Annotated in this window: 16 protein-coding genes; 1 reads left to right on the top strand and 15 read right to left on the bottom strand. The window is 37.3% G+C overall.

Annotated features, from left to right (window positions below; genetic code table 11):
* Positions 1–26: 26 nt before the first annotated feature.
* The 7 genes from JNUCC25_RS04835 to JNUCC25_RS04805 form a co-directional block, all read right to left on the bottom strand.
* A complete protein-coding gene (locus JNUCC25_RS04835; RefSeq protein ID WP_028407648.1) occupies positions 27–401 on the bottom strand; it encodes a DnaJ family domain-containing protein in 375 nt (124 codons plus the stop codon).
* A 456-nt stretch (positions 402–857) separates the two neighbouring features.
* The gene (locus JNUCC25_RS04830) at positions 858–3731 is read right to left on the bottom strand and encodes an ATP-binding protein (protein WP_064471347.1); all 2874 of its coding nucleotides are present in this window, start codon (positions 3729–3731) and stop codon (positions 858–860) included.
* Positions 3721–4089, bottom strand: a complete 369-nt coding sequence (locus JNUCC25_RS04825) for a response regulator transcription factor (protein ID WP_013055647.1) — start codon at positions 4087–4089, stop codon at positions 3721–3723. The genes JNUCC25_RS04830 and JNUCC25_RS04825 overlap by 11 nt, the downstream gene beginning before the upstream one ends.
* A gap of 2 nt (positions 4090–4091) precedes the next feature.
* Positions 4092–7340 carry a hypothetical protein gene (locus JNUCC25_RS04820; RefSeq protein WP_029324882.1) on the bottom strand — a complete coding sequence of 1083 codons (3249 nt, stop codon included), beginning with the start codon at positions 7338–7340 and terminating at the stop codon, positions 4092–4094.
* Positions 7337–8746 (bottom strand): glycosyltransferase family 2 protein, encoded by a 1410-nt coding sequence (locus JNUCC25_RS04815; RefSeq protein WP_013055645.1) that lies wholly within the window; start codon positions 8744–8746, stop codon positions 7337–7339. The genes JNUCC25_RS04820 and JNUCC25_RS04815 overlap by 4 nt, the downstream gene beginning before the upstream one ends.
* Entirely contained in the window at positions 8736–9785 is a 1050-nt protein-coding gene (locus JNUCC25_RS04810) for a HEAT repeat domain-containing protein (protein WP_013055644.1), read from the bottom strand. The genes JNUCC25_RS04815 and JNUCC25_RS04810 overlap by 11 nt, the downstream gene beginning before the upstream one ends.
* The gene (locus JNUCC25_RS04805; protein ID WP_029324879.1) at positions 9786–11393 is read right to left on the bottom strand and encodes a GGDEF domain-containing response regulator; all 1608 of its coding nucleotides are present in this window, start codon (positions 11391–11393) and stop codon (positions 9786–9788) included. It abuts the gene before it with no gap.
* Between the two features lie 485 nt (positions 11394–11878).
* Here JNUCC25_RS04805 and JNUCC25_RS04800 point away from each other — a divergent pair, with 485 nt between their 5' ends.
* Positions 11879–12394, top strand: a complete 516-nt coding sequence (locus JNUCC25_RS04800; protein ID WP_013055642.1) for a GNAT family protein — start codon at positions 11879–11881, stop codon at positions 12392–12394.
* Positions 12395–12424: 30 nt separating this feature from the next.
* Here JNUCC25_RS04800 and JNUCC25_RS04795 read toward each other — a convergent pair whose 3' ends face one another.
* The 8 genes from JNUCC25_RS04795 to rbsC all read right to left on the bottom strand — a co-directional run bounded on the left by JNUCC25_RS04795 (position 12425) and on the right by rbsC (position 21271).
* Complete coding sequence (locus JNUCC25_RS04795) at positions 12425–13159, bottom strand: sugar phosphate isomerase/epimerase family protein (protein WP_029324878.1); 735 nt, start codon at positions 13157–13159, stop codon at positions 12425–12427.
* Positions 13160–13210: 51 nt separating this feature from the next.
* On the bottom strand, positions 13211–14017 hold the full coding sequence (locus JNUCC25_RS04790) for a carbohydrate ABC transporter permease (protein ID WP_013055640.1): 807 nt from the start codon (positions 14015–14017) through the stop codon (positions 13211–13213).
* Between the two features lie 68 nt (positions 14018–14085).
* Entirely contained in the window at positions 14086–14940 is an 855-nt protein-coding gene (locus JNUCC25_RS04785; RefSeq protein WP_454222851.1) for a carbohydrate ABC transporter permease, read from the bottom strand.
* A gap of 72 nt (positions 14941–15012) precedes the next feature.
* A complete protein-coding gene (locus JNUCC25_RS04780; RefSeq protein ID WP_013055638.1) occupies positions 15013–16290 on the bottom strand; it encodes an ABC transporter substrate-binding protein in 1278 nt (425 codons plus the stop codon).
* Between the two features lie 351 nt (positions 16291–16641).
* Entirely contained in the window at positions 16642–17253 is a 612-nt protein-coding gene (locus JNUCC25_RS04775) for a flavin reductase family protein (RefSeq protein WP_013055636.1), read from the bottom strand.
* Positions 17254–17671: 418 nt separating this feature from the next.
* Positions 17672–18940, bottom strand: a complete 1269-nt coding sequence (locus JNUCC25_RS04770; protein ID WP_013055635.1) for a 3D domain-containing protein — start codon at positions 18938–18940, stop codon at positions 17672–17674.
* A 439-nt stretch (positions 18941–19379) separates the two neighbouring features.
* A complete protein-coding gene (gene rbsB / locus JNUCC25_RS04765) occupies positions 19380–20300 on the bottom strand; it encodes a ribose ABC transporter substrate-binding protein RbsB (protein WP_013055634.1) in 921 nt (306 codons plus the stop codon).
* A gap of 11 nt (positions 20301–20311) precedes the next feature.
* The gene (gene rbsC, locus JNUCC25_RS04760) at positions 20312–21271 is read right to left on the bottom strand and encodes a ribose ABC transporter permease RbsC (protein ID WP_407728301.1); all 960 of its coding nucleotides are present in this window, start codon (positions 21269–21271) and stop codon (positions 20312–20314) included.
* Position 21272: the final 1 nt, after the last annotated feature.

The raw sequence follows: 21272 nt of genomic DNA, 5'->3' as shown, positions 1-21272 counted from the left end.
TCCGATCGTCTCGTTCATTACACTCATTAATAAAAAAATTTGGAGTAAATTTTATTCTGATACGTCCTGTAAGCTGCAGAACTTGTCATCTTTTTCTTGCCAACGAGCTGCTCAAAGCGCAAACGCTTTTCCGTAAGCATCTCTGTTAGCCTTTGTTCTTCATTAGCATCCGTGCATATAGAAATCAATTCTTCTATTGTAGCCATATCTCGTTTTAGCTCTTGTTCATCCGTTATCATGTTTGCATTTTTTAATATCCTATACGCTTGGCGCAGTTCTTCAGGTATGTGTGACAAATCTTCTAACTTTAATGGTTTTCCTTCCCCAGGCAGCTTATCAAAGTCACCGTCTTTTATTGCTTGTCTAATTCTTTCTTCAGCAATTATATACGCAATATCCAAGGAAAGACCTCCTTTAAGCAAATATAAAATTCAATCTTACCTTCTATATAAAAGATGTATAACAAACACAACTTTTATAACCGTATTTTTTATTATACTATGATTATAAAAATTGAACTACCTTCACTTCTAGGATAGACTATCCTCCCTTTGTGAAATGATTTCCAGAGCTTCACTCCTTTCACTATCAAACTTTCTTGAGCAGTTTCTTAACTAGCTGAAATTCAATAAACGATTCTGCATCAGGTTTTGTTATCTTATCTTACTATATTTATACAAAAAAGCCTCCTTACGCATGTAAGGAGGTGGAAAAAGGTAATTCTAAGGTCATCATGTTATGCCTACTTTCTATAAAACCACATTTTGATAGCGTTTTCAATATTTTTTTATATTACTTTGCTAATTTTCTTTTCGTTTAATGAGACTCCGCAAATATAACGAAGCCTCACCAAATTTCTACTCTTCTTTATCTGATGGAATCATAATTTCTCCTTCGTGCTCTTGTTTTTTCAAAAGCAGCTGGAGAATCGTTTTGGATAATTTACTAGGCTGATAGGGTTTAATCAGAAACTCACACACTCCAAGCTCTAACCCTTTGCTTCTTTCGTCTAAAGCGGATGAGATTAAAATAGGAATTTTTTCTGTCTCTGTATTTTCTTTGAGCTGTCTTAAAACATCCCAGCCGTCTAACTTATTTTCTCCCAACATAATATCTAGAACAACCACTTCAGGCTTTTGCTGATGAATAGAGTTTAATGCGTCTTCTCCGTTGTTAAAATACCGAACGTGAAAACCGCTTTCTTTTAATTCTACCTGTAAAAGCGTCGCTAAACTTTTATCATCTTCTACAATCACTACGCTTTTACGGTTATCATTCGTACTTATCATCTCTTCATCGTACTGAACTTCATATAGAAGCGGGAGAACAACCGTGAATGTTGTTCCTTTTTTCCATTCCGATTGTACAGTAATGTCTCCACCATGAGCTTTTACAATTTCCTTTACAATTGCTAATCCTAGACCTGTTCCGCCAATTTTGCGCATATCGGAGTTATCTACTCTGTAGAATTTGGTAAACAATTGACCTAGCGCTTCACTTGGTATACCAATTCCTTCATCTTGAATATCAATATAAACAGCGTGTTCCTTTTGATATACTTTAACTGTAACGTTCCCTCCATCGGGGGAATATTTCACTGCATTGCTAATTACATTATTAAACAATTGCAGCAGCTTATCTTTATCTCCCATTACTGTAAAATGCTCTTGATCGGAAATCATATCAAATTCATGCTTACTTGTTTGTATTTTCTGGACCTCAATCACCTGCTTAATAAGCGGCAGAATGTCTTGATACTTTTTGTCGTAGGTTTGTTTCCCCGCTTCCATTCTTTGGACGTCCAGAAAATCGTTGATTAAAGACGTTAACCGCTGTGCTTCCTGATAAATAGTAGTTAAGTACTTCTTCTGTCTTTCTTCTTTTAATGTTTTGTTTAGCATAAGCTCAGTGAACCCTAATACACTTGCTAAAGGTGTGCGCAGCTCGTGACTCACAGTACTTACAAATTCCGACTTCATCTGATCAACTTCAAATTCTTTCGTAATATCCCGATGAACGAACAATACGCCAAACATCTGACGGTTTCGATATACGTATTCACTATAAACTTTTATAACTTTTCGCTTACCTTCCGTGTACAGGTAATAAACAAAAGACTTTTCTACTTGCTCTCCCTTACAAATGGCTTCAACGTATTGTCTCAGCTGCTGTATATTTTCGACTTTTTGAGAGAGAGCATCTAGCCATTGATCGAGAGAGAGCTGAAGAAGCCCGCTTTGATGCTCATATTGAAACAATTCGCTAATCTTCGTATTCACTTGTAGAATCGTACCGCTTGTATCTACAAGCTGCATTCCTTCTTGAATCGAATTTAAAATATCTTGAGATAGCAATCGGTCATGCTCAGACTCTTCGTAAATATAAATTTTTTCAAGAGCAATCGTGATTTGTTTGGCCAGTATTTCAAATGTCTGTAATTCATGGTCTGTGTATTCATCAGCGTAGCGGCTGTAAAACATATAGGCTAGCATATCTCCCTGTGAAGACAGCACCGGTACGATAACATCATACAAATAAAACGTTTGCTGATGATATAGGCGCTCATGTTCTATACACTCTCTTTTTACTACCATACATTTTTTCGTCTTCTGCACATGATCAACGTAATCATTATGAAGATTTGCCACCATCTGTTGAACACTTGATGAAGATAGACCAAATGAAGCATGTGTCTTTTCATCGGCTAGCATAATAAACCCGTGATCAGCTTTCATCACCCGGCTCATGTTTGTGACAGCACTCGTGAGAACCTCTTGCTTGTGAAGAGAATTTGTTAGTCCATGCACAAATAAATTGCGCAATTCTAACTCCCCTTCTCGTTCCTTTGTCAATTCTAATGCGTGCTGAAGTTCATCTTGCTGACTGTGCAATTCATCTTGCTGTGCAATCAGCTCCTCATTTTGAGCCGTTAACTCCTGTTCATTATTTTGCAAAGTCGATACCATTTTGTAAAAGGCTTGCGATAGCATACCAATTTCATCTCTTCTATGTTCATCAAATGTCATAGGCATTTCTTTTCCGGCAGCAATTTCGCTTGCGGTATATGCTAGCTGACTCAGTGGCTTTACAAACTTATTTAGCAGTACCCGTGTAAGCAATAATAAAATGACCACTGTAAACGCTAAAAATAAAATAAAGAATGTTTGACTTTTCTGCATGTCACTCGACGTATCATCGTACTGTGTATTTAAGTCTTTAGTTAATTCATTTTGGTAGTCATCAAGTTCTTTTTGCATTTGTTCTATTGATTTAGAAGCAGCCTTCCGCTCAGGACTAGAGCGGACTCCTTCAATACCTTTTTTGTCGTAAATATCTTTAAAATAAGGAAGCGTTTGATTAAAATACGTGTTTAGCATCACCGTCGCTTCATTTACAAACGTACGCTCACGTCTATCTGCGGCTAGACCTGAAATTCGGTCAAGATTTTCTTCGATAATTTTTTGCTGACTTGCAGCCTCGTTATACATATCCTCTGAATCAAACGCAATAAACCCACGAGCCTGCAAAAAAGCCTTGTTCATTGATTTATCAATTGTAGATAGCAGCTGTGCCTTTTCCCGTACTTGTGCCCTGTACTGGGCATAATCAGCTGTAATTTCTTTTTGCCGTACAACAAGTACAGTTGAACCCGCCGCAAAAGCAAGTAAAAGGATACTTGCTAAGAGGATGAACTGGGTTGAGATACTTTTTCGTTTTAGTTTATTGTTCATCTAAAATTTCCTCGACACGTTCAGCTAGTAATAGGGGACTAAACGGCTTAGACATAAAATACGCAGCCCCTGCTTCTAACACTCGGCTTTGATCAGCAGCTTGACTCTTAGCTGAAAGCATCAATACTTTTGTATGGCGCTTATCTTTCATTTCTTTCAGCTGCTGAATGACTTCAAGCCCGGTGAACACGGGCATCATATAATCCAAAATAATTAAGTCAAAATCACGTTCTTTAATAAATTCCAAAGCTTCTTCGCCATTTTCTGCTTCCGTCACATCATGTCCTTCATCTTCAAGCGTATCTACCACTAACATACGAAGCACTTCTTCATCTTCCGCTAATAAAATTTTTGCCATTGTTATTCCTCCGCTTGTAGTCGTCCATACGTTTTTTGCAATATGAAGTAGGACGGCTTTATTCGTTCGTGAAAAGTTGGATACTCCCAATTTTTCCACTTGTATAAGTAAAAATCTTTTAATAAAAGTTCGCCTTTTTTCTGAGTCGGAAACGTATCTTCTACGTCATTGCTCTTCTTATTAACAGCTACGACTCCCACTTGAATTCCTTTTATTTTCTCGCTGGATTCTAATCCTTTTTTGGACCAAATATCTCCCATTATTTCTTTTTGACTCGGGTCTTTTACATTTAAAAGCGCCCAGGGAATGCGAAGTTCAGCAATTCCATTTGATTCATTCACTTTAAAATCTGCTAGCGAATCAAATGAAGAAGAGTTAGGATCGCTGTTTCCTTCTTGGAGCTTCCCTGTTTCATAGGCGTCAAAAGGAATGGTTCTCTTGTTTTTCCCCTCTCCAATCGCTAACTCTTTGTTAAGGGCGAGCCTGATTGGATTAAACATGCCGTTGTCTTTTGTATCGGTTCCTTTTACCGCGGGAATCATTTGGAGCTGATGAGCATATGAAAAATAATACGTATCGTAATAGCTGTCTATCCATAAATGACTGTCTTCTTTTCCGTTTAATTCTGCTACAAAATCAATTCCTTTTGTTTTTAAGGAAGGGATTTGAGGAATCTTTGACTGTCCCTGATTGTTAATCGTGTTAAACAAGAAATAAAGCTTTTGATTTTCCAGTTTTTTTGCACTCACGTGTAGATATAGATAACCTTCATCACTTGTAATGTTCAATGCTTTTAACTTCTTAGACGGCTTATATACCGACTTGCTGTTCAGCTTTTTCCAATCATCTGATTTACCGTCTACTTTGACTTTCAGCTTCGTTCCTGGATCAAAACTCAGCAATCCAAAATGTTGCTCTCCCGTTTGCAAATTCGTCCAAAATGGCCTGCGGTTCGGATTGTCGTACTCCATCGTATTCCACGTTCGCTTAAACCATTCATCTTGCCATGTAAAGACCATACCGCCAGCCATTTTTTCTTCAACAATGTCTTCGTATAAGCGTGACAGAATCTTTCCTTGTTCTTGTTCCGTATGAAAGCCTTGATCCCACCCGTATACGTTTCTATGGGTGAGTCCTCGCGAAGCCGGAATGCCAAATTCAGCAACAAGAACGGGCATATGATGAACTTCTTTCATATTTTGCAAATAGCCTGCGTAGTTATTTTTCTCTCCTCGATGATCTCGATAAGCGAGATAACGAGGTTCATAGTTTAAGAAATCAGGATAGTACGGATAAATATGATAAGAGGCAAATAAGCCCGGCTCAAATTTTTTAGTTGTGTGAATTAAATTAGGATTAACAGACACTTTATCTTCGTCTTCAGAAGGCTCATATGGATGAGTAAGCAAATCCGTCGTCACCCAGTTCGTAAAGCTCATAGGCCGCTGCCAATCATATTTATCCTGCTCATAGGAAATTGTTTTTTCCATAAGCTGAGCAAGCCAAATTTCAAAGGGATTGCCTTTTTCGGTATAGATGTACTGCCCTTTAAAATCTTTCATTCCTTTATGTTTTTCATTTGTCGAAAGGGCTACCGTGGGATCCCATTCAACTCCTATAATCCAGCCTAAAACATAAGGAGACACGTCTGCTGTATACGTTCCGCTTGCATGTCCTGTCCGTTTTGGCAGTGTTGCATTTCCGTGAATAACGTTTACAATCCTTTTCATTTCAGCTTCAAATTCTTTTGTATTTTCCTTTGCAAAAGCATCTTGTGAATCATAGAAAACTTCTTCATTCACCCATACCCCATGAAAAAGATAAATGGGTTCTTTGGCTTTTTGGTTATACTCAGCAAGCGCTTCATAAAAGGCGGGAGGATGAATGGTGTATACGCGGATTGAGTTTGCATTCATCTTTCCAATTTCTTTAAACCAGCGCAAATATTCTTCTTTCGAAATAGCAGTCTCACCAGGGAAATGGCCTGGCTTACTAATGCCCATATTTACTCCTTTAATCAGCACATCTTGCCACTTGCCGTTTTGATAAATTTGCAAATAATCTTTTCCTACTTTCCCTGCTACTTTAAGGTCAGCATCTTCATAGATTTCCATATTTTTATTAAAAGTAACAGAAGCAGGCTGCGATTCATTTTGCTGTTGATCTATGATCTTATTCATAAGAGGCAGGTAAACAGTCCAGTAAAAAGAAGACTCATCTTCTTTTCCGATTTTCTCTGTCCATTTCTTCCACAGCGGGTAAAAAGAGGTTTGATAAATGGAAGGTATTTCTCCTTGATCTGCAAAATCTCCTGCAAAGTAATAGGTATCATATCGCTCTTTATTATGATGAATGACTGCTGGTATGGACAAAGGAATACCATTTTCCTTTAGCTTGTTTTTCCCTTCAGAATCCAAGTGAAAGACAAACTGAGCCTGCACATCACTTTTTTGCTGCGGTGCAATTACGTCAAACCAATATTGATAAGCAGATTCATCCTGTAAATTCAATGTTTTCTTTCCTTGTTTTGTGTATTGAAACCATACTGGATTTTCTTTTAATTCTTTTTCCGTTATAATAACGAGCTTATTGGATTCATTAACGAATAATAAGCCTTTTCCTGTAAGGCTCCACTCTTTGTTGTACTGCTTTTTGTAAGCACTTTTCACCCAAGCAGGAACTTCTTCACTGCCGAATTCCTCAAAATAGCGTCCAATCCAGCCGGACCACGTAACATTGTACAATTCATACAATTCTTTGCGAACGTCTAAAGAAGTAGGACTCCCAAATGTATTAAACTCTCCAATCAGCGTTTTTGTACGTCCATTTAGAGCTTTCTTAACGTAGCTCACGTCTTCAGAAGTCATGCCACCATACACCAATTGAGAGCGATCTCCTCTTTTAGCTTTTACGCCTAAATCTTCTTTGTATACGCCATACGTGTCCGTGATATAAATCATATCTGCAGAGTTTGTTTTTGGCAGAGATTTAATGCTGTATGTTTTATCTCCTTTTGGGTAAAACCCTGCATAATCTTTTGAGATTTTATAAGGCTTCCCGTCTTTGCGTACTTTCGCTTGATTCAGCATCCACATTAAACCTTGATGCTCTCGAAACGTTTGATCCGGCACTGTTTTATCAATGACAAGCATATTCAAATCAGTTGGTTTCTTTAGCTGCCAAATAAGAAATGGAGAAGCCGTTACTGCCATAACCAAAATAATGCCGCCAATTAACAACCATTTTTTCATTGTGAAACTCCTTTTCGCTGCATGTCTCCCCAGCCTTTTTTATTGCGAATAACATCCAACAATCCATGACAGCGCCATATAACAGTTAGAGGGCGATACCAAAAGGATTCAGTCAGGGAAAAGACAAATAGCTTAGCAATATCGGATACTCTTGGATATTTGCGAAGGCTCCACTCTTCTAGCAAAACGGCCGCCATCGAATAAAGAGAACCATATACAACCATCAAGAGAAAAAGCAAATAAGCAAATTCTACATAAATCCCGCCTACAACTAGAGAAATAACAATAAACAAATAGCCTAACATTTCCATGACCGGACCGATTAGTTCAATAAACACAAAATAAGGCATAGAAATCATTCCGATACTTCCGTATCTCGGATTAAACAGCATCTCTTTATGCTTCCAAAGACTATCAAATAAACCGCGGTGCCAGCGGTTCCGCTGTCTTCGCAAATATTTGATTTCATCGGGTGCCTCTGTCCAGCATACGGGATCTGGAATATAAACAATTTGATTGTTGGTTTTTTTCTGTTTAATCAATCGGTGCAGGCGAACAACAAGTTCCATGTCTTCGCCGACTGTATGAGAATAACCCCCAGCCTCAATCACCCAGCGTTTAGAAAATACGCCAAATGCTCCTGACACAATAAGTAATAAATTATGGCGACTGAGACCAATGCGCCCCATAAGAAAGGCACGTAAATATTCAATAATCTGCATCACAACAAGCGGCTGCGTATCAAGTCCAATCGATACGACCGCACCGTTTTCGATTTTACATCCGTTTGCAATTCGAATACTTCCCCCTGAAGCAATTACTTCTCCGTCTGAATCAATAATTGGCTTCATAACTTTTAAAAAAGCATCTCTTTCTAACACTGAATCGCCATCGATCGAACAAAAATAAGGATAGTTGGATAAATTAATTCCTGCATTTAATGCATCTGACTTTCCCCCATTTTGTTTATCGACTACATATAAATAATCGTATAATTTAGAACGATATACAGCTTTTACTTCTTTCGTCTCTACTTGCTTTCTCACAACTCGATTCATTTTCACAAGAGAAAACTCCTCGATTAGCTTTTCTAACGTATCATCTGAAGATCCGTCGTTTACTACAATTACTTCATATTCCGGATATTCAATTCCAAGCAGCGAACGCACGCTTCCAATAATCCCGACAGATTCGTTATAAGCGGGAACTAATATAGATAACGGTGTTGTATAGCTAACCGCAAGCAAATCTTCATAAGGTTCTTCATCATTTAATTGATATTGCTTTCGCAGTTGAAAAGCAGAGATGATAAACATCATAAAATAAAAACAAAGCACAAAAATCATATAAGCAAATACAGCCCATCCGCAAATAGACAATAAAAGATGCCAAACACTATTCCACAACCGTAACTCCTCCTTTTTCAAGCCATTCTGCTGCCATATCTTTCGAAAACTTGTCATCGGTCGTTTTGTATACATGAACTAAATATTCTTTACCTGTTGGGATTTTCATCATTGACTGAGCAGCATTCGAACGCACAAGAAAATGAGAATCTTTTAGCGACTGCTCAAGAAGTGACAATCCCTTTTCATCTCTCGTTTTGCCTATTAGTTTTGTAGCCATCATTCTTTCTTGCCAAATACCTGACTGAAGATGTTTCGTGAGCTCCTCTATTCTTAATGGAAAAGATAAAGCATTAAGTGATTTCAACGAACGAATTCGCAGTTCTTCTGATGAACTTTTCATGTGCATTTTTAAGAAATCTATATACTCTAACTTATGATTGATACCTATCATATCGATAAGAGGCAGCTGAATTTCTTCTTGTAGATGTTCAAATTTATTAATAAATTGCTGAAACTGCTCACTGTTCATAGTTCCAAACAAAGAGCGGTACATAAATTCAGACAGCGGTCTAGAAGCGTTCGTCATGTACACAACAAACTCAGGGCGGTTCAGCTTAACTAAAATTTTTAAAATTTGATTTTTTTCAGCCGCTGTACTATTTTTTTTCTCATACATTTCTACTAATTGGTGTGTTAGCGTAGTTAGACCAAAGTCTTCGATAGCATAAAGGGCATTCATTCTGACACTCCATCTAGAATGATGCAGCTCTTTTTTATATTTGGGTGTAAAAACCTTCTCCGCATAGAGCGTGATGTTATTTAGAATTTCATCGCCTTGCACAGCTGCAGAAAAACTGCTCAATAGTTCCTCTACGCCCGCCAGCTCTATTTTATTTTTAGGCTCTACCCGATGTTCTTCATCTTTTCTGTATAAATAAATAAAAAGAGATTCTTTCATACTATCTTTATAGGATTCTACTTTTGCTCGAAAAGCGTTTAAACGCGCTTTTTGAATAAGTAAATAACTCAGAAAACAGACTAAAAGCAATAGCAATCCGCCAAATAAGACATATACCACTTGAATTGACATCGCCATTTATTTCACCTTCTTCATTAAATGACGCACGCGCGCTTCAAGCTCCATTAACTTAAATGGCTTTGTCATGTAATCGTCTGCCCCAAGTTCTAATGCTCTTTGAATATCTTGTTCGCTGTTTCTTGATGTAAGCATAATAACCGTGTACTGATCGTGACGTTTATGCTGTCTTAATTTTTGCAGCACTTCTAAGCCATCCATCTTAGGCATCATTCCGTCTAAAATAACAAAGTACTGATCGCTAGAATGAATCCATTGGGACTCAAAAAATTCGATGCCATCTTTAAACACTTCTATTTTCACTTCATAGCGATCTCCTACATCAATCTTACTTAAAAGCTCTTTCAGCATCGTTCGAATGATAGAATCATCATCAATAATAGCCATACGAAGCGTTCGCTTTTTGACCAGCTTGCTTTGAGAAGAAGCTACAATTTTTTGACGTCCTGATTCCTTCGCTATATATAATGCCTCATCAGCTTGATGAAGAGCTTTTTCTAACGGCCATTCAGTGTTATGAACTTCTACAACTCCGCCGGAAAAGCTGCAATAAAACGAATTGCTTTGATGTGTGAACACTTTTTTCACAAACAAATCCAACAGTCTATTTAATACTGTTTCTGCCTCTTTTATATTGGTTTTTGGCAGTAAAAGAATAAATTCTTCGCCTCCATATCTAAAAATGTGATCTGTTGGACGAATTTCATGCTTCATATACTCTACAAATGCTTGCAGCACACGGTCTCCCATAAGATGTCCATATTGATCGTTTATTCTCTTAAAGAAATCTAAATCTAAAATCGCTAAACAAAAAGGATCTTTTAAGCGGTCGTAGCTGGATAGCTGCTGACTGTAGATTTCTTTTAAATACGTTCGGTTATAGGCTCCTGTTAATTCATCAAACATTAAATAGGAGTTAAACATCTGCTTTCGTTCAATATGGTGACCAATTCGAAGTAGACTTTCTTCCATATCGAGAGGTTTAACAAAAAAATCATCGGCCCCTAATTTAAAAGCCTTCAAACGCGTCTCTCTTTGATTATCAACGCTCATCATGACAATGGGGACGAACAGTTGCTTTGTTTTATCACGTAAAAATGAAAGAATGTCAAAGCCTGTACAGTCTTTCATATGTACATCAACAACAAAACAATCCGGCTTTAATTCGTAAAAAGCCGTAATGGCTTTTTCTTTAGAGGCAGTTGCTAATACGTACCACCCTTGTTTTTCAAACTGTTCTTTTAAATACATCAGCATTGAAAGATCATCATCCACAAGTAAAACATTAGCTGTTTGTTCACTAATTTCTATCGGTTTATTTATATCTTCTACGGATTGAATTTCATCTTGATAACAAATTTTAATAATATCTAATAAAAATGTATTCAACTCCGCGTAATTCCAGGTTTTTTTCTGATTTTTTTCAACAGCTTCCATTAACTCGCGGGAACGATCTCCTAAATAATTCAGTCCAATGGTTGCAGACGTTCCAGAAATTGAATGCAAAAAGCGGTACACTTCTTCATGAGGTATTTCTTCATTTTGATCGGTCCACTCTTGCAGCTGCTTACGCACATTAGCTAATAATGCAATTTGATATTTATCCATCTTATACACCCTTTGTTCGATATAGTTAACACTTACCCCATATTACTCCATCCATTTTTTATAATATTTTGTAAGTAAATGAAATATTTTCTTACTTTTATTTTAAGTATGTTTTTTTAAAATGAAAAGCAATTCCTTTTTAACCATACTTTTCCTCCAATGATTTTACTTTAAAATGATTCTTTTTTCACTCATTATTTTTTCTTCCCAATAAGCAAAATGTCCTGTTATCTTCTTTATAAATAGACTTACAACCTTATTGACAAAATTAATGAGTCTTTGTTACCCTTATACACGTTGTGAAAAATTTAAAAGTGAATGTTAAGGAAAGCAGCCGTTTTGATGAATAATCAATCAAATCAGGTTCTTTCCTTTTTATATTTTTACTAAGGTAGATACTTTGCTAAATAAAGTTTCGCTTTATACACCGTGTCCTCTTTGTCATAGGCGCACTTAGACCGAAAACAGACGGAAAGGAGTATAAAATGTTTACTCAGCTTACAGAAAAAAACCAGAATGCAGAAGAACTAAAAGAAACACTTGATGATTTAGAGTTTCAGCTATTTCGCATGCAGGATAATTTAAAAGAAATTGCTAAAAAGTATGAAGTTATTGGTGTCGATCAGCCTGAAGATAATCAGTTAGTTATTGTATCGGCACAAAATGACGGAAACGCATGTAAAATTATGCTAAATGAATGTACAAAAGCCTATAGAGGGGCTTGGGATTTTGCCATCGATGGCGTATATGAAGATAATCACACGATTTTTATTGGTGACATTAAAGGGCCCGCTAATAAGGGATATGGCTCTGTATGTATGAATTATTTAAAAGAAGTAGCGGTTGATCAAAATGTTCATGTCATTAAAGGCGATATCGCTGAGCGCGATTGGGATCATCTCGAAAGATTAATTCATTTTTATGAAAAACATAACTTTGAGGTAAATATTGATTATACGAATAAGTGCGGAGAAATTGAGTGGACTCCAGCTTATCAATAAAAAAACGAACAGACGCTGTCTGTTCGTTTTTTATTTGATATATGCTAAGCTTTTTTTAATACTGCTAAGAGGACTTTCTTTGCATTGATCTTGTTCAACGATCCACCATTTTACGCCTGCTCTATGTCCTTCTTGCATTACAGCCTTCACATCTACTCCTCCGGTACCAAGAGGAGCAAAAAATTGCTCGCCGTCTGTTGTCATATCTTTTAAATGGATGAAAGGCGTCCGATTTTGATAATGCTTCATCCATTCCACTGGATCTTCGCCTGCTTTAGTCAGCCAATAAATGTCCAGCTCTACGTTTACCTCAGTTTCTTCTAAGATTGTTTGGAGAGCTGACTTTCCAGTTGACAATTTCTTCAGCTCAAAATCATGATGATGATAGCTAAACGACATGCCTTCTTTTTTACAATACGTATCAATATCATTTAAAGAATCAATAAGTTCGTAATACCCTTTTTCCGTTTGACGTTCAGGCATTAAATAAGGACAAACAATATGTGAATTGCCAACTTGCTGTTCAAAGTGAAGCACTTGTGCTAAATTAGATTCTAATTGTTCAAGCGGGACATGACTAGAAGCTGGCTTCAGCTGTAAATCCGTTAACCATGCTTTTACTTCTTGCGCTGTATGTCCTTCATACCCTGCAAATTCTACTCCTTGATATCCTAATGCAGCTACTTTTTGAAGAGTTTCTTTAAAATCTTTTTTCGTTTCTTCACGCAGCGTATAAAGCTGAACTCCTACAGGTATTTCTCCCATCTTCTCTCCCCCTGTTCATTGAGAAAGCTCCTATAGTAGGAGCTTCTGCTTTTATTTTACTGCACTTCCAAGCATTCCTGAAATAAAATGACGCTGAAGTGCCAGGAAAAATACAATGATTGGAATGGTTGCAATCGTTACCCCCATCATTACTTGACCGTAATCAATAATCGATAAGCCAATTAAGCTTGAAAGAGCAACTGGCAATGTAGCCATTTCGTTAGATGTAGTCGCAACTAGAGGCCACATAAAGTTATTCCACTGTGTCATAAATAAGAAAATAGCTGCTGCAGCCATAGCAGGCTTCATAGAAGGAAGCACAATGGTTAAAAAGATTCTCATCTCTCCAGCTCCGTCCAAACGAGCTGCTTCAATAAGTTCTGTTGGAAAAGCTAAAAAGTTCTGACGTAATAAAAAGATAGCAAACGGAAAGCACAGCTGCGGAACAATAAGTGCAAAATACGTATCAAGCAAATTAAAATTCGACATCAGCTGAAAAAGCGGAATGAGCGTTGCTTGATATGGAATCATCATAGACAATAAAAGCGTAGTGAAAATTGCGTTTCGGCCTTTGAATTCAAATTTAGATAGCGCATATGCAGCTGTGGAGCAGACCATTAAAGCTACAATCACATACACGACTGAAACAAATACTGAGTTAAAAAAGACGCGCCCTAAATCAATTGAAGCATTTAAATTTTGTAGATTTGTCATAAATTGATCGCCAGGCTTCAGCGTTGGAGGGTTTGTAAACATTTTTCCTGATTCATTCGTAGCGCCGATAATCATCCAGTAAAAAGGAAAAATAGAAATAATCGTGAACAGCCCAAGCATGCTGTATAATCCTATTTTGCGCATAATGTTACTTTTCTTTTTAACCTTAGGCACGGTAGCTACTGCGGTTGCTTCTACTCTCTCTAATACACTCATGATTTATCACCCGTAAATTTAAATTGGAAGAACGTTAAAATACCAACTAATAATACAACAACGTACGCAATGGCTGAAGCATATCCAAAATCAAAGTATTTAAAGCCATTTTGATAAATATATAAGCCTAGCGTCATCGTTGAATCAGCAGGGCCGCCTTTTGTTAAATTAAAAGGTTCGTCAAACAATTGAAGCGTACCAATTGTCGATAAAATAGTAGCGAACAAGATAACGGGTTTTAATTGTGGAACCGTTACGTGGAAAAACTTTTGAATACGATTTGCTCCATCTAAATCAGCTGCTTCGTAAACTTCATGAGATAAACTTTGAAGAGCTGCTAGAAAAATAACCATGTTATAACCTGTCCATCTCCAAGTCATCGCAACGATGATTGAGACTTTAGCCCAAAATGGATCTCCCAGCCACTGAATGGCATCAATACCGAAAAATCCTAAAATAGTATTCATAATTCCTTCATCTTGAAGAATGATTGAAAACAAAATAGAGTAGGCAACTAGTGACGTTACCGCCGGCAAGAAAAAAGAAACTCGGAAAAAACCTTTTAGTCTTAAAAGCTGACTGTTTAAAGCGTTAGCTAGTACAAGCGCTAATAAAATCATAACGGGTACTTGAACGATTAAAATAATACCCGTATTTCCAAGCGCTTTCCAGAAAATATCACCTCCGAGCAAACGTGTATAGTTTGATAACCCGGTAAATACATACTTTCCGCCTTCCATACTCTGAAAGCTTAAAACAAACGATGAAAAAATAGGGTAGATTGTAAACAGCGCGAACAGAAAAAGTGCTGGAGCAATAAATAAGTAAGGCAACGATTTATTTATCTTCATGATGACCTCCTAGTACCGCAAGAAGAAGAGATAGAAGGCAATTTTCTAGAAATCACCTTCTATGCTTCTTGATTATTTTTGAATTCGGTTTTCTAAGCGTTTTTGAGCTGCTTCAAGCGAGTCTGTAACGCCCTTACCATTTGTTACTTCTGACACAGCTTTGACTGCTTCACTGTTTGCAACTGAGTAATTGCCCGTAAAGTTAACCGGCTTAATATCTTTCATTTCATCTGCGAATGTTTTCCAAATCGTTTGATTGTTAAAGTACTCATCTTGTGCAGTGAATAATTTTGAAGAATATACGGTATTTAATGACGGGAATAATCCGCCCTTCATCGCTTCTTCTTGAACTTTATCCGTTGTTGAGAAATACTCCATAAATTTGTACGCTTCATCTGCTTTTTGACTAGTTGCTGAAATCACATAGTTGCTTCCGCCTAAGTTAGAAGCACGGTTGCCTCCTTCTTCAAACGAAGGTAATAAAAACACTCCCCATTTTCCTTTTAAATCCGGAGCCTGCTGCGTAATAGAACCGGATAGCCAAGCACCAGATGGTGAACTTGCTACTTTACCTTCTGCTAAAGCACTGATTGAAGCATCCCAACCCACTGTATTTTTAACAATGCCTGCTTCTTTTAACTTCTTATTTAACTCCATTGCTTTTTTCGCTTCTTTAGAAGTTAAATTCAACTTTCCTTTGTTATTAAAATAGAACGTACCTTGCTGCGTCAGCGCCATTCGGAATAAGCCATCGTCATTATTAAAATCTAAACCTAGTAAATCAACGCCAACTTTTTCTTTAATTTTCTTACCAGCCGCAATGTAATCATCCCATGTTTTGATACTGTTTGGATCTACGCCTGCTTTTTCAAAGTAATCTGTGCGGTAGAAAACGCCTGTTGGACCTGCATCAAACGGGAAGCCGTACATGTCCCCATCCTTTGATAAAAGAGCTTTCTTAAACTCTGGAAACTTATCTTCTTGCTTATCAAATCCTTTTTTAGATAGGTTTAAAAATGCTTTTGGAAATGCATCCAAGTATCCTTGGAAACGATCGTCTTCTACTAATACAATATCAGGAAGGCCTTTTCCGCCAGCTTGCAATCCTGTTGTTAATTTTGAATAAACGTCTTCACGTCCCATATCCACTACTTTTAATTTAAACCCTGGATTCTCTTTTTGGTATTCTGCTGCTGCTTTCTTTAATACCGGTACGTTAATATTCCAAGCCCATGCAACAACTTCTTTTCCACCGCTACCACTTGTTTCATTAGCGGACTTTCCTCCGCATCCTGCAAGTACTAGGGTTAAAATGAGTGCAAAACTGATTAAACTAAACCAACGTTTCAATGAATACCCCTCCTATAATCTCGTCTCCTAGCGTGGCAAGTTTTTTTGTAAACGCTCATGATTCTTTCTCGAGAGAATTATTGAAAAATAATTCTGTATATTGAAAGCGTATACAATTTACTTAATCTAAATTATATGAATGAATACCCTTTTCCTCAATGGTAAATATAAAAGGCAAAAACCTTACATTTTTGCCTTTTTCTAAATTGATTTTGTTATTATGGTTTCTATTAACTTTTTCGTTCATGAAAAAAAGCGAATGTACTGTCGTTGTTGAAACAGAACACAATCGCTTATTTAAAAAAATCCAATGTATACTATTTTTTTGCTACATAAGTAACACTTTCTTGCTTATTTGGGACGTTCTAAGGAAAATAATTGCCCCAATTTACTATAGTTAGAACCCGCAAGTCGGCTGACTGGCTTCACACGTTCTGCAGAAACGCGATCGTTTTCTATCACTTTTTCACTAATATGAAACATCACAACTTCACCGATAAATAAATCTGAGCTGTATGCCTCATCCGTTCCTAATGGAACAATTTGGTGAAGCTTACATTCCATCCGAATGCTGGCTTCTTGAATTCCAGGAACCTGCACTTTTTTGCTCGGTGCTAGTGTTAATCCTGTTTCTTCGACTTCACTGACGGAAGAAGGATAAGAAGATGCCGCTTGATTCACCTGTTCCACTAAGTTTTCGTCTACAAGATGAACTACAAATTCTTTAGATACACTAATATTTTTGGCCGTATCTTTCGTCATTTGACCTTCACTTCTCGAAACCGAAACAGCAATCAGCGGAGGCTCTGCCGCAACTACATTAAAGAAACTAAACGGCGCGGCATTCACTACACCGTCATCGTTTTGGCTTGTAACAAACGCAATCGGCCGGGGAATGACGACACCTGTTAACAAATGATAATTGTCTTTTGCACTTTGTACCGCTGGATCGACTATCTTCATTTTACCCACTCCTTTTCTTCCATTTACTTTATTGTATAGTAACGAAAAGAGTATAGATTAGCTAGCAACTTGCTCACCAAACATGCAAAAAAGTGATTGAGACATAACTCCATCCACCTAATCCGAAGACGAACAAATGGAAGTAATGAGCTGGTATAGATCACTTGTGACACCACTGTTGATTTCCATGCAAGGCTTCGCTTTCCGCGGGCGACCGATGAGCATCCTCGTCGCGTACACTCCTGCGGGGTCTCATCACTTCCTCTTTTCCCTCGGGAGTCTTCACCTTCCTCTCCAATCAACAGCTAGAAGCAACTAACTAGATGAAACCTACGTTCACTACAACAATGAAAAAATCCGAACGATTCATCGTTCGGATTTTCCTGCAACTAAAATATTTTTGTTCCAGTCTATTTCTTTAATTTAACACCGTAATTTTCACTGTACGACGTCCAAATGCTTTTGCAGCTGACTCGGAAGGTACTAATACGTCAATTCGATATCCTTTAATCGCACCGCCCGTATCACCTGCTGTTGCCACTCCGTATCCTTCTACATATACTTTCGAACCTAATGGAATAACGGATGGATCTACCGCAATAATTTTATGAGTGCCTGAACTTACATTTTGTCCAGTGGCTGTTACTCCGCTACAGCCTGCACAATTAGCTGTATAAGCTGTTGCTTCTACATACATTTCTTTTCCAGAATGCTTTTGTGTGCTTTCTTCTTTTTTCGTTTCTTTTGCTTCTGAAGAAACGGATGCTTTCTTCTCTGTAGCCGCAGCTGTTTTTACTTCTTGTTTTGGCTCTGTTTTTACTTCTTTTTTAGCTGTTGCCAGTTCAGCTTGACGCTTTGCTTCTGCATCAGCCTCAGCCTTTTCAGCTGCCTGCTGTTTTGCCACTTGCTCAGCTTGCTTTTGAGCTGCTTCTTTTTCTTTTGCAATCTTATCTTGAATGCCTGTTAATTCAGACTGAAGGTTTGCTTTTTCTGAAGAAGCTGCATCGATTTCATTTACGACCGTGCTGTATTTTTCTTGCATAGTTGTTAACGTTGCTGTTTGTTTAGCAACGTTTTTATCTAATTCAGCTTGTTTAGCCGCTAAGCTACCTTTTGCTGCTTCTAATACTTTTTCTTGCTTATCAATTTCTTTTTTATCTTTTTCAATTTGATCTAAATCATTTTGATGCTGCTTTAAAATATCATTATCTGCTGACAATAAAGTTGTGACAGCACCCATACGTGCAACAAAATCTCCAAAGTTATCAGCATTCATTAATGTATCAATAACAACGCTTGTTTTATCGTCTTGCTGTAAAGCAACTAATCGATTTTCAATAATATCTTTACGACTTAACACTTTTTCCTGAAGCAAAACGATTTCTTTTTTCTTTTTCTCAATCATTTTGTTCGCTTCTGAAATCTGCTTTTCAGTCGATGCTAACTCTTTTTTATTGCTAGAGATTACTGTATGTAATGAATTTAATTGTGATTGAATGTTTTGAACATCTGAATTGATAGACTGTTTCTCTTTCTCTTTTTGTTGAACAGCCTTTTCTGTTTCTTTAATTTTATTTTCAGTACTCTGGAGCGCTTCTTCATTCGATTGGGCGTGAGTCTCTGTGATGCCGGTCATGAAGAAAATTCCTGTGACTGCTGCAAGAGTCATACGCTTAAAAATTTTCATAAAGTAATAGTCCCCTTTCCTCATAGACATAGTTATACCATAAAAAACTATCTGTTTATGTTACAATACAGTTAAAAGTTTCCCATAATCTGTATAACCAAGAATCTCTTTCTGGGAATTCATCCCCAGAATCCCTTGATAGAGAGGTTTACTGTTTATTAAAAAAGATATATTTTTGTCATAAACAGGGCAAAATTGCTCTTTGAAAATAGAAATAAACGCTTATTATTACAGGTATATTACAAATTTTTCACAGAAAATTATGTGTTTTACCGTCTTTTTTCGGTGTTTTTTACTTTTTATTACATAAATTCCACCTACATAATTCCTACACTATTTATAAAGTTGTGACTTTTTCACTTCTTTTTTACACTTTATATACATAAAAAGACGCCCATAAATCAAATGAGCGTCTTTTTTCTACACACGTATAAAACTATTATTTGTCAGAGGTTACTAGTTTTAAAGGCACTGGAATTTGCTTATCTACCTTTTTGCCTTGAAGAACATTTTTAGCAGACTTTACAGCAAGTTTACCAATTAAAACAGGCTGCTGGGCTACAGTTGCTCCTAGCTTCCCTTCTTTTACCGCTTTAATTGCATCGTCGTTTCCATCAAACCCTACTACTAGCACATCTTTTCCTGAGCTGTTAATCGCTTGAATAGCTCCTAATGCCATTTCATCATTATGAGCAAATACGGCTTTGATACCAGGATTTCCTTGAAGAACATTCTCCATAACGTTTAAGCCTTTTGTACGGTCAAAATCAGCCGACTGTTTAGCCGTAATATCTAGCTTTTGATCTGCAACGTTGTGGAACCCTTTTCCTCGTTCACGAGTTGCTGAAGCTCCCGGCACGCCTTCAAGTTCTGCTACTTGAGCTTTTTCCCCTACTTTTTTCACAATGTAATCAGCAGCCATTTGACCACCTTTTACATTATCTGAAGCTACCAGTGTTTCTACTTTTCCTTTTTCTGCTGAACGATCTAGCGTAATAACTGGAATGCCTACATTATTAGCCGATTGTACAGCTGTTGAAATAGCAGCTGAATCCGTTGGGTTAATAAGCAGAATGTTAACACCTTGCTGCATTAAATCTTCTACATCGTTAATTTGTTTGGCTGAATCATTTTGAGCATCTACTACAACTACTTCCATGCCAAGTTTTTTTGCTTCTTTTTGTACCCCTTCTTTTAGCGAAACAAAGAACGGATTGTTTAATGTAGAAACGGATAAACCAATTTTAATATCTTTTAAATTTTTACTTTCAGATGGTTTCGCCCACTCAGGAGGCTGAAGTGAACAAGCCCCTAACAGTAATAATGAAAATGATAATAGCACGAGCCAAATTTTCTTCATGTTTTTCCCTCCTAAGCTGACTTTTTGCGATCAATTAATACCGCGATTAAAATAACAATTCCTTTTACGACCATTTGGTAAAATGACGAAACGCCGAGTAAGTTCAAACCGTTGTTTAACGTTCCGATAATCAGCGCACCAATTAACGTTCCAACAATGCGTCCACGTCCTCCAGAAAGGCTTGTTCCACCCAGTACTACTGCAGCGATAGCATCTAACTCGTAAGACGTACCTGCCGTTGGCTGAGCAGAGTTCAAACGAGAAGTCAAAATCGTTCCTGATAACGCTGCCAATAATCCTGCTAGTGAGTAGATCATAACCTTAACTTTTGGTACTTTAATTCCTGAAATAAATGCTGCTTTTTCATTTCCCCCGATTGCATATGTTCTGCGGCCAAACGGCGTTTTATGCAAAATCACCCATAGGACAGCAAATGCTAGTATCATCGTAATCGCCGGAACAGGAATACCTAGAAAATAGCCGCGACCAAATAACTGGAAGTAATAGTTTTCGCCTAAGCCCGTAATCGGATTTCCATCTGTATAAACAAGCGTTAACCCTCTAAAAATTGTCATCGTCGCTAGCGTCGCAATAAACGGCGCCATTTTTCCTTTTGTAATAAGCAAGCCGTTAATCATACCCATTACAGCTCCTAACACACATCCTATTAAAATAGCTAAAATAGGATCTACGCCTGACACTATCATACCAGCCATTAACGCACTTGACAGAGCAAGTATAGAGCCAACCGATAAATCAATTCCGCCCGTTAAAATGACAAACGTCATACCGAATGCAATTAAAGCATTAATGGCTACTTGACGCAGCAAGTTTAAAATATTTAAAGGTTCTAAAAAGCTTGGATTTAAAATTGATACAATGACAATAAGAATAAATAGACCTAGTAACGGACCTAGCTTTTGCATCACGTTATCAACGCGATTTTCTTTTATCGCTGTGTTTGCTTTCATT

This window comes from Priestia sp. JNUCC 25 (assembly GCF_053667915.1).
The sequence above is the reverse complement of the archived record's forward strand: the minus strand, read 5'-3'. Positions and strand labels throughout refer to the sequence as shown.